Consider the following 12,736-nt stretch of genomic DNA (forward strand, 5'->3'; position numbering starts at 1 on the left):
GGCCCATACGGGGCGCGGCCCAGCGGGAAATTCCCAAGTCCCGGCAGGCAGGCTGAAGCAGGTCCAAAACCGGAGCTTGGCCTGCGCGGACAGGGACCAGGGCTGCCGGACCGGGCACCGTATCCCCTGCGGCGCCCGAGCCGGCCGCCCGTCCCGCGGTGCCGGAGCCGCCCATTTTCACCATCGGTTTTGTCCGACGTTAATCCAAGGTGGGTGCGCCATTCTGGCGGTGGTTGGGAATGCACCTCCCGATCTGGCCTTGTTGGTACTGGGGGCCATAAATCGAGTGTCCATAAGGAGTCACCATGTTCTCGCACGCCGTAATGAGGCCCAAGATGCCCGACGGAGCACACCGTTCAGGGCCGGCCCACCGCCGGTCCGCCACCACCGCAACTGCCCGCATTGCCCCCGTTGCCGCCGGCGCCTTGCTGGCCACGGCCCTCGCGCCGCTGGGCGCCCTTCCCGCCAGCGCCGAGACCGCCGGCATGGGGCCGGTGGATTCTGCCAACGGGTTCCCCACCTGGTATTCGGACGGATCGGTCAAGCTGCAGCTCTGCTATGAGGCCGGCAAAGGCTGCCTCTCCGAGCCGCCCGACCCGAACTCGCCGGCATCCTATCCGGACAACTTCCCGGAAGAAGCCTTCTGGTTCCAAGCCTCCGCGACGGGCGGCAATCTCAGCACTTATGAGGCGGCACTCGAAGGAGCCCACGTCAACGGCCCCGTTGTTCCGGGAGAGCAGATGGGCTTCGGCCGGCTGCGGTTCATAGTCGATAACCTCACTCCCGGCGCAAGCTACACGATTACACACCCGTACGGCATCAACACATTCGTTGCCGAACCGGACCCAAAGGTAGGTGGCCGGATCAAGCAAACCATCGACGCCGGCGTCTGCGCTCCCTCGGCCACAGTGCCCTGCGACTGGGCCGGAGTAGGCGCGGCCTTCCTGGGTAACTACGCCACCGGCACCACCGCAACGTTCCTCCGCCAAGTCGGAGCAGCTCCGGGAACTCTCGGCGACATCAACACCGCGAGGCCAGTAACCGGCGCCCCGTCAGGGACCAATGCTGTCACCATCACGGGTCCCAACGCCGGCGGCCCCGGGGTGAACACCCTCACGGTGAACACTTTCACCGTCCAGGGGCTTATCGCCGACGGGTCCGACGGCGGGCCCTCCACGCCTGACCTGGCAACGGCCAGCGACAGCGGCCGTTCCGCGACCGACAACATCACGCGGGTCACCACGCCGACCATCATCGGCACCCTTCCGGCAGGCGCTGCGGGACCCGTGCAGCTGATTGTCGACACCGGTGCCCCCCGGGCCACAACGCTCACCGGCTCCAGCTACTCCGCCACGCTGGCCGCACTGGCCCAGGGCGTTCACAGTGTGCAGGCCCGCATCACCAACCCGGCCTTCGCCGCCGATCCCACGCAGCCACAGTTCCTGACCTCGGCGAAGCTCACCTTCACCGTGGACACCGCGGCGCCCGCCGTCTCGGTGACCGCACCGTTCCCGTCCTCGCCCAGCCTGGACAGCACGCCCACGTTGAGCTTCACGGGTGAGGCCGGGGCCCGGTTCGAATGCCAGCTGCTGCCCAGCAACGCAACCTGGGATCCCACCTGCGCCTCACCAAAGACGTGGGATGCACAGGTCAACGGAACGTACGTCTTCAACGTCCGGGCCACCGACGCTGCCGGCAACGTCAGCGCAATGGCTAACCGCACCGTGCAGATCGGCACGACTGTCACCGCACCAACGACTAAGCTGCAGGACTTCAACAGCGACGGCAAGGCGGACGTCGTGTCCCGCGATTCCGCCGGTGTCCTCTGGCTCTACCGCGGCAACGGAACCGGCGGTTTCCTGGCGAAGACCAAGATCGGCGCCGGCTGGAATTCGATGACGGCCATCGTCAGCACCGGCGACTTCAACGGTGACCGTAAAGCCGACATCGTAGCCAGGACCTCCACCGGCCTGCTGTATCTCTACAAGGGCAACGGTGCCGGGGGCTTCTCCACCAAGGTCCAGATCGGGACCGGCTGGAACTCTTTCAACAGCCTCACCGCTCCCGGTGACTTCAACGGAGACCGGAAGCCGGACCTGACCGTCCGCGACGCCACTGGCAACCTGTTCGCCTACCTCGGCAACGGAACCGGCGGCTTCACCGGGCGGATGCAGATCGGCACCGGCTGGAACGGCATGAACGCCATCGTGGCTCCCGGTGACTTCAACAGTGACGCCAATGCGGACCTGGTAGCCCGCGACGGCGCCGGAAACCTCTGGCTCTACCGTGGCGACGGTTCCGGCGGGTTCCTCGCAAGGGTCCTGATCGGTGCCGGCTGGAACGGCCTCAGCATCGTAGCTCCCGGTGACTTCAACGGAGACCGCAAGGCCGACCTGACGGCCCGCGACTCCCGCGGAAACATGCTCCTCTACCGTGGCAACGGATCAACCGGTTTCCTCGGCAAGTCCCTGATCGGCACTGGCTGGAGCTCCATGAACGCCATCGTGTAGTTCCCTACTTCAACCAAGGCACCGCCCGCGTACACCCGGTACGCGGGCGGTGCCTTTTAGTTTTGCTCAATGCTTGCATTCGGTTCTAGCGGACTACCGCAAGCGCGAATCCGTCCCAGCCTTTGGAGCCCACCGTCTGGATAACTGTGGCGTCCAGCCGGCTGTCCTCGCCCATCATTTTCAGCGCACCGAGGATGCCGGGGGCGTTGATCTCGTCCATGGAGGGGTCCAGCACTGCGCCTTCCCAGACCACGTTGTCCATCACGATGGTGGTCCCCGGCCTGCCAAGGCGGATGGCCCAGTCGAGGTAGTGCGGATTGTTCTCCTTGTCCGCATCGATGAAGACGAAGTCGAAAGGGCCTCCTCCTTCTGCCTCCAGGACAGCAAGCGTCTCGAGTGCGGCGCCCGTGCGGATGTCCACCTTGTGGCCGACGCCCGCGGCGTCCACGTTCGCGCGGGCAACCTCAGCATGTCTGGCGAGGTATTCGCACGTCACCAGCCGCCCGTCGTCGGGAAGCCCCCGGGCCATCCAGATGGTGCTGAAACCTGCCAGGGTGCCGATCTCCAGTACGCGGCGGGCGCCGCAACTCATGACCAGCAGCTTCAGCAGCTTGCCGGCGTTCGGGGTCACCTCGATCGGCGGCATCCCGGCCTCGACGGCGGACTGCACCGCGCGCTTCAGCGCTCCGTCGGGATGAACGACGGCGGCGGACAGGAACTCTTCTACGGCCACCCACCCGGGCTGCGGCTTATGCTCAAACATGGCCCCAGTCTCGCAGTAACAGGACAAGCCCGGCTAGGGCCGGTCCGGGGCCGCGACCCTGTCAGGGCCGGTCACCGGCCGGTCCGGGTCAGGAGTCCCCGGCGATGACGTTTTCCAGCCGCTCCACCTTGGCTGTCAGTTCGCCGGAGAAGCCTGGCCGGATGTCGGCCTTGATCACCAGCGAGACCCTGCTGCCGTACTTGCCTACTTCCTCGGTGGCGCGCTTTACGACCGCGAACACCTCATCCCATTCACCTTCTATTGTGGTGAACATGGAGTCCGTCTGATTGGGGAGTCCCGATTCCCTAACGATTTTGACTGCGGCGGCTACGGCGTCGTGCACCGAGGCGTCCGCGGCCCCGCGCTGGTGCGTCGGATCGGCAGGAGTTCCGGACGGGGCAACTGAGAATGCAAGCAACATGGGTCCAGTCTGGCACGCCGGGAACCTCGCCGGCGGGGTGTCCTGCGTCATATTCGAGGCTACCAATCGGTAACGAAGTCGGCGGGAGACTGCGTTGCTAACCTTTTAGATATGAACCTCGCAGTAGAGCGCAAGCCCCTCCGTGCCGACGCTGCGCGCAATGTGGACAAGATCATTAACGCAGCCCGTGAGTGCTTCCGCGACTACGGCCCGGATGTTCCGCTGCAGACGATCGCCGCCACTGCCGGTGTGGGTCCCGCGACGCTCTTCCGGAACTTTTCAGACAAGGAACAGCTGGTCCTGGCAGCACTGAACCGCCAGCTCCGTCTCACCGTTGATCCGGTCATTGATGTCGCACTGGCGGGGCAGGATGCTGCCGAGGGCCTTTTCCGCGTGATCGATGCCATCATGGCCGCCGCAAGTGAGAACGCCAATCTGCTTGGTGCGGTGGCCGGGCGTCGTGACCTGCTGACCGGCATCACCGGCAGCCTGATCGAATCGGTGGGCGTGCTCCTGGGCCGGGGACAGGGCCAGGGCACCCTCCGGGTGGACATCTCGTTGACGGACATGGTGCGTCTGCTCGCCATGCTGATCGGCGTGGTGGACACCATGGAACCGGGCTCCGATGCCTGGCGGCGGCCGGCCGCCCTGGTCGAGGACGCCATCCGATCGGAACGGCCGGGCCGGCCACTGCCGCCCCAGGTGCCGCTCCCGGGCACGCAGTTCGAGTAGGCGGAGGCTCGGCTTTTGGCGTTCCCGCGAGGCCACGTCCGATGCTGTAAAGCTGCGCCGGATATTCCGCTGAAGTGGCTGGCACAGTAAGCTGATCAGACCAGTGGTTAGGCAGCCAGCCTCGGTACATTCCTTCATGGAGCGAACAATGGCACTCTTCACGTGTGAATATGTCCGGCTGGCAGCGTCATCATGAACCGCTCACAACTTGCCCAATTCATGAAGCACACCGGCGACCCGGAAGCGACCCTGACATCCGCGTCCACCGAGGAGCTCGGCATCATCGTGGACGCGCTGTACCGGAACCTGGACACCCCTAAGCCAGTGCTCGGCGCCCAAGACTGGTACGACCTTGCCAGCGAAGAACTGGCCCGGCGCTCGTTGCCCGATTCTCCTGATGCTTACGGTGCCGCCTGATCTCGCTGCCGCCTGATCACGTAGCAGGGCGCACCTCGGCAGGGGCGCACGTCCGTGACGTCTTGCGCTTGGCGTGCGTCTAGGAATCGTCACCGGTATCGTCGGCCCGCCCGTGCGCCTTCTCATGGGCCTGCTCCGCCTCATGGGCCTGCTCCGCCTCATGGGCATGCTCTGCCTCATGGGCGTGCTCTTTCGCCTCAATCAGATGCTGCTGCAGCTTTTCCTCCGCCTCGCGGCGGCGGCGGGACGTATCGCGGAGCTCCCTGGTGGCCTGGGAGCCGCCCACCTCAATGTAGGGGGCTCCCGATTTCTCCGAGACTTCCCTGGTGGAGGCTGTTTCCTCCTGGGCTGATTCGTCATTCATGGTCGGTCCGTCCTCTCCGAAATTCAACAACATTGAGCGTCACTCTACGGTCTACTCATTCACACCCAGCCTGACACGTCAATGCCGGGGCAGGCCGCCATTTCAGTTCCAGCCCGCCAGCCGCAGCAGGGCTGCTGCCCCTGCCCCGGCCAGGACTACCACCAGGAAGGGGGCGCGGAAGAGGAGCGCAACTGCGGCCGCGGCCAGCGCCCCGAGCCGGGCATCGAGGATCAGCGACTGGCCTGACGCCACAGCGTTGACGACCGTCAGCGAGGCCAGCAGCCCGATGGTCATTGTTCCGGCGACCCGCGACATCCGGGGATTCTGCAGGAGCGAAGCCGGCACCAAGTAGCCCAGCAGCTTCCAGGCATATGCGAAAAGGCACGACAGGAGCAGCCATCCCCACAGATTCATGCCGCACCCCCGGGGGCCGTTCCGGATTCCCGGTGCGGGCCATGGCGGCGCCCGGTGTAGGGATCGATGTCGGGTTCCAGCCCTTCATCCTTGGGTCCGTGGCTGAACCATCCGATGAGGGCGGCCACTACCGCAGCTATCAGGATGGGCACGCCGGCAGGAACGAACGGCACCGCCAGCACGGTGGCCAGCGCGCAGACGACGGCGATGGCAACCGGTTCCCTGCCCTTCAGCCGGGGCCAGAGCAGGCCAAGGAAGGCTGCCACCGCAGCACCGTCGAGCCCCCACTGCTTTGGATCGCCCAGCGCGCCTCCGGCGAGGGCACCCACGGCGGTGAAAATATTCCAGAGCACAAAGACGCCGATTCCCGCGGTCCAGAATCCGCGGTGCTGTTCGGCGGGATCGGTCTGGCCGGTGCTCGTAGCCGTGGATTCGTCGATGGTCAGTTGGGCGGCGACAAGCTTTCGCCATCCCTTCGGGTGCAGCAGTACGTTGAGCTGCATGCCGTAGATTCCGTTGCGCATCCCCAGCAGCGTCGCGGCCCCCATGGCTGCCAGCCCGGACCCGCCGCCGGCAACCACTCCGATGAACGCGAATTGCGAGCCGCCGCTGAACAGCAGCAGGCTCAGGGCCATCGTCTGCCAGAAGTCGAGGCCGGAAGTAACGGAAAGGGCGCCGAATGACACACCGTACAGGCCTGTGGCCACACTGATGGACAGGCCTACCCGAACAGCCAGAGATTGCAGGAGCCGGGCCGGCCAGGTGATGGGCATGGCACCACTCAATCACAGCGGTGACGCCCGGGCGAAGCCGGCTACAGCTGGGCGAGTACGAGGGCAGGTTTATTGGTGGTGATCTCGTGGATCCCCAGCCCCTGGCACAGGGCTACGTCGTTCGTGGCGTCCACAGTCCAGACCCTGAACCTGCGGCCCGAATCCAGCCAGCGCCGGACTGTGCGGGAATGCTCGCGCACGTAGTCGATGCCGGGCCCGGCCATGCCCACTTCGCAGTCGTTGAGGATCCGTTCGCCCTCCAGCTGGGCGGCCTTCATAACGTTCGCCACTGCGCCGCCGGTCAGCGGACCAAGGCCGAGTTCTTCCCGGATTTCCGCGACGTTGATGTCGTCCACCAGCTGGCAGATGAATTCAGCGGGAACCGTCTTGCACAGATGACGCACGGAGTCCGGGCTGAAGCTCATGAATGTGACCCGGATATTGCCCAGCCTGGACGTCCGCGGGTCCCATCCCTCCGCCCTCAGGACTTCCAGCACCCGGTCCTCGAGTTTCAGCTGGTACGGGCTGGGGTGTTTCAGTTCGATCGCGAGGCCGATGTCCCGCCCGGATTCCCGGAGAAGGTCCAGCAAATCGGGAAGGGTCAGGAACTGTTCCGAGCGCGCCCCGTAGGCCTCGGGAATACGGACACCCTTCCATGACGAGAAATCCAAGAGCCGCAGTTCGTCAATCGTCCTTTCCGCCACCGGGCCGGTGCCGTCCGAGGTGCGGTCCAGGTTGGCATCATGCAGCAGAACCACATGTTGGTCCCGGCTCAGCTGCACATCGCATTCCACGCCGTCCGCCCCGTCAGCCAATGCGCGGAGATACGCAGCTCGGGTGTGCTCCGCGAAGTCCGCGCTGGCACCACGGTGGGCGTAGACCAAGGGACGGGCTGGAACTGACTCGTCGGGTGTCATGCTGACACGTTAGCCGACGACAGACCGGGAAGCGGGGCTAGGCTGGGCACATGCAGGTGAACTCTGAGCCAACCACGCAGCCGGCCCCTCCGCCCGCCGGCCCTCCCGTCCAGGGCCGTCCGGCCCAGGCGGGTCCCGCCGTCGCCCCGAACCCGCTCGCTGCAGGTGACGCTGAAAAGGCGGCCGCCCTGCGGAAAATGAAGCTCGTGGCCCTCGCCCTGCTGATCGCCATGGCAGTTGTGTTCGTCTTCGCGTTTGCCCTGCAGAAGCAGTACCCCTGGCTCGAATATGTCCGGGCCGCGGCCGAAGGCGGCATGGTAGGTGCCCTCGCGGACTGGTTCGCAGTAACAGCCCTGTTCAAGTACCCCATGGGCCTGAAGATTCCGCATACCGCCATCATTCCGCGGCGCAAGGACCAGATCGGGGCGTCGCTCGGTGAGTTCGTGGAGACCAATTTTCTCTCCGAACAGGTGGTCCAGGACAAACTTGCCAGCATCAACATTTCGGGCAAGGTGGGCCAGTGGCTGTCCGGACCGGGCGGCGCCGAACGCGTCGCCAAGGAGGGCGCCGCAGTTATCCGCGGCGCCTTCAAGGTGTTGAATGACGACGACGTCCAGGCAGTCATCGAGGGCATGGTGCGCAAGCATCTGCTTGCTCCGCCGTGGGGACCTCCGGTGGGCCGGATGGCCGAGCGTATCTTCGCTGAAGGTCACCACCACAAGCTTGTTGACCTGCTGGTGGACCGGGCGGCGGACTGGGTGGCGGCCAATCACGAGACGGTCAGCCGCCTCGTCACCGAACGATCACCGCAATGGGTGCCCAGCTTCGTGGACGGGATCGTGGGAGACAAGGTCTACGTTGAGATCCTGAAGTTCGCACAGGCTGTTCAGTCCGATCCACAGCACCAGGTGCGTCTGTCCATCGACAAATACCTCACGGACCTTGCGCAGGACCTCCAGTTTGATCCGGCCATGATCGCCCGCGCCGAAGGCATTAAGGCACAGGTCCTCGGAGATCCGGAGGTTCGTGAACTGGCCTCGCGGACCTGGGCGACCATCAAGGGCGCGCTGCTCACCGCCGTCGACGATCCCGACAGTGAACTGACGGTGAAGTTCAAGGCCGCCGTCCGCGACTTCGGGACACGCCTGGTCAACGATGACGAACTCGCCGGCAAGGTCAACGCCTGGATCGGCGACGCCGCGGGCTACCTGGTCCGGACTTACCGGTCCGACATTGCCGGGGTAATCACCGATACCGTGGCGCGCTGGGATGCCGAAGAGACGTCGCAGAAGATCGAACTCCAAGTGGGCAAGGACCTGCAGTTCATCCGGATCAACGGCACTGTGGTGGGCTCCCTGGCCGGCCTGGCCATCTTCGCGGTGGCACACCTGGCGTTCGGCTGACGTTCGGCCATCGTGAACCGCAGCCCGCTACTCAGCGCCGGGAAAAAGCGGGACTCTTGACAGGAGGGGCGGCCGAGGCCACCTTGGTGTCTACAACGCACCCTTGGTCTCCCGCCGGCTCATACGGTTCCGTCGCGGCGCGGGCCCTGATCCGGCACTGCGGCGTTGCCATCGTGGAGTTCCGAACGAGGTGCCATGAGTCCCAACCCAAAAGAACCGACGGCGGTCCGGGCCGCCTTCGCCCGTCCCGCCCACCGCAGGCCACTGCACCGCACGGGCCTTTTCCTCGCGGCACTGCTTCTGGCCGCTGCGCTCCCCGCCCAGTTACTGACTGTCCAGGCCAAATCTGCGTCGGCTGCGAAAAGCCCGCCTGCAGTTGACAGCTTTGCGCCCGGCTCCCCCGGCCTGGGCGATCCCTATTTTCCGCTCGACGGCAACGGCGGCTATGACGTCCGGAACTACCTGCTTAACCTCAGCTACGACCCCGCCACCGGCCTGCTCGCCGGCTCGGCCACCATCAGCGCCCGCGCAACGCAAAACCTCTCCGCATTCAATCTGGACCTCGACGGCCTGACGGTCCGCTCCGTCAGAGTGGACGATGAACCCGCGGCCTTCAGCCGAAGCGGAGCCGAGCTCACCGTAACACCGCAGGACGGCATAGCGGACGAAGATGCTTTCAAAGCCATCGTGACCTATGACGGGATTCCAAAGGCCATCAACGACCAGTTTGGCACCTCAGGATTTTTGCACACCGACGACGGATCGCTCGTGATCGGGCAGCCCCACGTGGCCGCTACCTGGTTCCCGGCGAATGACCACCCGCTGGACAAGGCGTCCTTCACTTTCCGGATCACTGTTCCCGACGGGCTGGAAGTCGTGGCGAACGGAGTGCTCCGGGAAAAGGAATCGGAGCATGGCAAAACAACGTGGACCTGGCGTGCTGAAGCGCCGATGGCCACCTACCTCGCCACGGCCAACGTGGGCCAGTTCAACCTCCGCCAATACCGGGACGGCGGGATCAGCTTTGTGGACGCCATCGATCCTGACCTCTTCACCCCTGTGGTGACTCCGCGGACAGGAACCAACTTCGCGTGGTCGCACAACGGCAACAGGTCCTACACGCGTCTGACAAAGGTCATCAGCGTTCCGCCAGGCGGTGCCCGGCTTTCCTTCTGGCTGTGGCGGAACATTGAGGCAGGGCGGGACTTCACCTTCGTGGAAGCCCACACGGCCGGCGCCCAGGACTGGACCACCCTCCCCGATGCGAACGGACACACCGCGGCGGATACTGGACGCGCCTGCCAGGAACTGCTGTCCCTGCACCCGTTTCTCACCCATTATCAAACCGATAACGGCAAGGGGGCCTGCCGGCCCACGGGCACGTCAGGCAAATGGTGGGCGGCAACCGGGCAAGGTACGGGCTGGGAGCAGTGGGCAGTCGACCTCGCCCTCTTCGCCGGGAAGAAAGTCGAAGTCTCCGTCACGTACGCCAGCGACGCTGCCATTACGTTCGACGGTGTGTCCGTAGACGACGTCGCCGTCTCCACCGGGGACGGCACCACGTCGTTCGAGGACGACGGAAACATCCTGGACGGCTGGGCGGCCTCAGGACCGCCGGCTGACAGTCCCCCGGGCGAAACTCACTGGACGGCAGGCACGGAGGGGCCTCCATCGCTGGGCCAGAAGGTGCAGTCATCCTTCAAGCGGCAGCCCGAAATCATCCGCTTCCTGTCCGGGTTCCTGGGGCCATATCCCTTCACTGCGGCCGGCGGCATCGTGGACGACGTGAAGAACCTCGGTTTCGCGCTGGAGAACCAGACCCGGCCCATCTACTCCAAGTTGTTCTTCAACACTCCAACGGGCGGCGACTCGGTGGTGGTCCATGAACTGGCGCACCAGTGGGTGGGCGATGACGTGGCTGTCAGGGCGTGGCGGGACATCTGGCTGAACGAGGGTTTCGCCACCTACACGGAGTGGCTGTGGAGCGAGAGCGAAGGACGGGAGACACCGCAGCAGATCTTCGACTTCTACGCCACGGCGATCCCCGCGGAAGCGCCGTTCTGGTCCGTGAAAATCGGCGACCCCGGAACGAAGGCACTGTTCGACTTCAGTGTCTATGCGCGCGGCGCCATGACACTGCACGCACTTCGGACGCGGGTGGGCGACGACGTGTTCTTCGACATCCTCCGCGAATGGACGGAGTCCCACGCCGGCGGCAACGTCTCAAGCGAGGACTTCATGAACCTCGCACAGCAACTGTCCGGCCAGGACCTGCGGGCCTTCTTCACCACGTGGCTGTTTTCGCCGACCAAGCCTGCGGAACTCAACACTGTGGTGCGGAAGAGCGGCCCTCCAAGCGGCACCCCCGAGACAGCGAGGCTGCTGGAGCAGCGGCTTGGGACGGGACTCAAACCCCGATAAAGCACGGAGGCCGCTCAGGCGAAAGGCTCAAGCTCCACACCGGCTTCTTGCAGCCCTGCGCGAACGGCGGCGGCCATGCCCACGGCGCCGGGCGTATCACCGTGGATGCACAGCGAATCCGGATCGACCCGCACCACCGTGCCGTCCACTGCCACTACCTCGCCTTTCAGCGCCAGCCGGACGGCCCGCTCAACGATTGGACCGACGTCGTGCAGCACGGAACCTTCCTGCGAGCGCGGCACCAGGGTGCCGTCCGGGAGGTAGGCGCGGTCAACGAACGCCTCGCGGAACACGGGGTGGCCGGCTTCCTGGGCGTGCTTCAGCAACTCCGAGCCGGGGAGCCCGAGAACCGGAAGTCCCGGGTCGTAGGCCTGGACGGCCGCCACGACGGCTGCCGCCTGCTCGGCATCGCGGAATGTCCGGTTGTACAGGGCTCCATGGGGTTTGACGTAGTCCACGGAGGCGCCCACTGCATGCGCCACTCCGTCCAGCGCGCCCAACTGGTACAGGACATCCCCGAAAAGCTCGTCAAAGGACATGTCAAGGGAGCGCCGGCCAAAGCCCGCGAGGTCCCGGTAGCCAACGTGGGCCCCCACCGTGACGTCCAGTTCGAAGGCCGCGCGGCAGCTGTCCAGCATGGTCACCGGATCACCGGCATGGAACCCGCAGGCCACGTTGGCGCTGGTGACGAGCTGGAACATGGCAAGGTCATCGCCCATGGTCCACGAGCCGAAGGACTCGCCCAAGTCAGCGTTCAGATCCACCGTTGCTCCCTTCCAGCGTACGGTTCAGCCGCGCTGCCGCTTCCGGCGATGCACCCGCTGCGGCCGTCAGTTCCCCGGGAATGGTGTCCGGCATAGGGCCGAATGCCTCCTTGGCATTCGCCACGACCGCCCGGCCCATCATGAGGTTGCCGGCGCCGCCCACCACGGCGCCGATTCCAAACGGCAGTGCCCGGCCGAACAGCGCCGTTCCCTGGCGCTTCAGCAGGCTCCGCAGAAAGACTTTCTGGACGCGCTCCCGAATGGCGCCGAAGCCATTGGAAGGCATCTTGCGCGCCAGAACGCTTCCCCAGGCCTGGGTGGCGCCCTTTCCCTTGCCGAGGGCCTGGCCGCTCAGCGAGCCAAGCAGCGCCGTGCCCTCTTCGCCCAACATCACGGCCATGACCATGGTGCTGGCTTTGTCGGGGTCGGTCATCCTGATGCCGTGGAGTTCCGCCAGGGACGTCGCGTAAAGCGCCGTCGCTTCGAGGAAGGCCACGGTGGCCGCTGCGGAGAGACCCAGCGAGGCGATGGTTCCGACCCCCGGGACCACGGCCGTTGCGCCCACCAGGGCGCCGCCGCCAGTGACTGCAGTGAGGTAGTCGCGTTCCAGCCTCGCCGCAAGCTGGGACGCAGAAGCATGGGGGTGACGGCGTTGGAGCCTGCGGATGTTGGCCACGACGAGTGGTCGCTGGATATTTACCGCGCGCAGCAACAGGTTGTGGACGCCGGGCTTGGGATTGCCGTGGGCATCGAACACCGCATTGTGTGCTGTTTCCTGCGCGATTTTCATCGCCGGGTTGCGTCTGTTGGCCATCTTCACCTCTACCTCGGAACAAT

General features: G+C 65.5%; 14 protein-coding genes. 5 read left to right on the forward strand and 9 right to left on the reverse strand.

From position 1 onward, the window contains the following. On the reverse strand, positions 1-184 hold a 184-nt coding region (locus tag LQ144_RS17845; protein WP_230120044.1), incomplete at its 3' end, for a hypothetical protein. Between the two features lie 121 nt (positions 185-305). Between LQ144_RS17845 and LQ144_RS17850 the strand changes: the two genes are divergently transcribed. Further along, the gene (locus LQ144_RS17850) at positions 306-2,510 is read left to right on the forward strand and encodes a VCBS repeat-containing protein (protein ID WP_230120045.1); all 2,205 of its coding nucleotides are present in this window, start codon (positions 306-308) and stop codon (positions 2,508-2,510) included. 85 nt (positions 2,511-2,595) lie between these two features. Here the strand turns inward: LQ144_RS17850 and LQ144_RS17855 are convergent, their stop codons facing one another. Continuing rightward, on the reverse strand, positions 2,596-3,273 hold the full coding sequence (locus LQ144_RS17855; RefSeq protein WP_230120046.1) for an O-methyltransferase: 678 nt from the start codon (positions 3,271-3,273) through the stop codon (positions 2,596-2,598). Positions 3,274-3,361: 88 nt separating this feature from the next. Further along, positions 3,362-3,694, reverse strand: coding sequence for a thiamine-binding protein (locus tag LQ144_RS17860; protein ID WP_230120047.1), 333 nt, complete (start codon positions 3,692-3,694; stop codon positions 3,362-3,364). Between the two features lie 111 nt (positions 3,695-3,805). On the opposite strand from LQ144_RS17860, the gene LQ144_RS17865 reads away from it, so the two are divergent. Then, positions 3,806-4,426 (forward strand): TetR/AcrR family transcriptional regulator, encoded by a 621-nt coding sequence (locus tag LQ144_RS17865; RefSeq protein ID WP_230120048.1) that lies wholly within the window; start codon positions 3,806-3,808, stop codon positions 4,424-4,426. A gap of 192 nt (positions 4,427-4,618) precedes the next feature. Continuing rightward, positions 4,619-4,843 carry a hypothetical protein gene (locus LQ144_RS17870; protein ID WP_230120049.1) on the forward strand — a complete coding sequence of 75 codons (225 nt, stop codon included), beginning with the start codon at positions 4,619-4,621 and terminating at the stop codon, positions 4,841-4,843. A gap of 79 nt (positions 4,844-4,922) precedes the next feature. On the opposite strand, the gene LQ144_RS17875 is transcribed toward LQ144_RS17870, so the two are convergent. The 4 genes from LQ144_RS17875 to LQ144_RS17890 all read right to left on the reverse strand — a co-directional run bounded on the left by LQ144_RS17875 (position 4,923) and on the right by LQ144_RS17890 (position 7,311). Then, complete coding sequence (locus tag LQ144_RS17875) at positions 4,923-5,207, reverse strand: hypothetical protein (protein WP_230120050.1); 285 nt, start codon at positions 5,205-5,207, stop codon at positions 4,923-4,925. Between the two features lie 102 nt (positions 5,208-5,309). Then, positions 5,310-5,621 carry an AzlD domain-containing protein gene (locus LQ144_RS17880; protein ID WP_230120051.1) on the reverse strand — a complete coding sequence of 104 codons (312 nt, stop codon included), beginning with the start codon at positions 5,619-5,621 and terminating at the stop codon, positions 5,310-5,312. Next, complete coding sequence (locus LQ144_RS17885) at positions 5,618-6,394, reverse strand: AzlC family ABC transporter permease (RefSeq protein WP_230120052.1); 777 nt, start codon at positions 6,392-6,394, stop codon at positions 5,618-5,620. The genes LQ144_RS17880 and LQ144_RS17885 overlap by 4 nt, the downstream gene beginning before the upstream one ends. A gap of 41 nt (positions 6,395-6,435) precedes the next feature. After that, positions 6,436-7,311, reverse strand: a complete 876-nt coding sequence (locus tag LQ144_RS17890) for a glycerophosphodiester phosphodiesterase family protein (protein ID WP_230120053.1) — start codon at positions 7,309-7,311, stop codon at positions 6,436-6,438. A gap of 50 nt (positions 7,312-7,361) precedes the next feature. On the opposite strand from LQ144_RS17890, the gene LQ144_RS17895 reads away from it, so the two are divergent. Next, positions 7,362-8,714 carry a DUF445 domain-containing protein gene (locus LQ144_RS17895; protein ID WP_230120054.1) on the forward strand — a complete coding sequence of 451 codons (1,353 nt, stop codon included), beginning with the start codon at positions 7,362-7,364 and terminating at the stop codon, positions 8,712-8,714. Positions 8,715-8,909: 195 nt separating this feature from the next. Beyond that, on the forward strand, positions 8,910-11,135 hold the full coding sequence (locus LQ144_RS17900) for a M1 family metallopeptidase (RefSeq protein ID WP_230120055.1): 2,226 nt from the start codon (positions 8,910-8,912) through the stop codon (positions 11,133-11,135). A gap of 14 nt (positions 11,136-11,149) precedes the next feature. On the opposite strand, the gene LQ144_RS17905 is transcribed toward LQ144_RS17900, so the two are convergent. Together LQ144_RS17905 and LQ144_RS17910 are read right to left on the reverse strand one after the other, a co-directional pair. Further along, entirely contained in the window at positions 11,150-11,899 is a 750-nt protein-coding gene (locus LQ144_RS17905; protein ID WP_230120056.1) for a 5-oxoprolinase subunit PxpA, read from the reverse strand. Continuing rightward, entirely contained in the window at positions 11,883-12,713 is an 831-nt protein-coding gene (locus tag LQ144_RS17910) for a hypothetical protein (RefSeq protein ID WP_230120057.1), read from the reverse strand. Before LQ144_RS17910 ends, LQ144_RS17905 begins: the two co-directional genes overlap by 17 nt. Positions 12,714-12,736: the final 23 nt, after the last annotated feature.

It is taken from the genome of Arthrobacter sp. Bi83 (assembly GCF_918698095.1).
GTDB lineage: Bacteria > Actinomycetota > Actinomycetes > Actinomycetales > Micrococcaceae > Arthrobacter.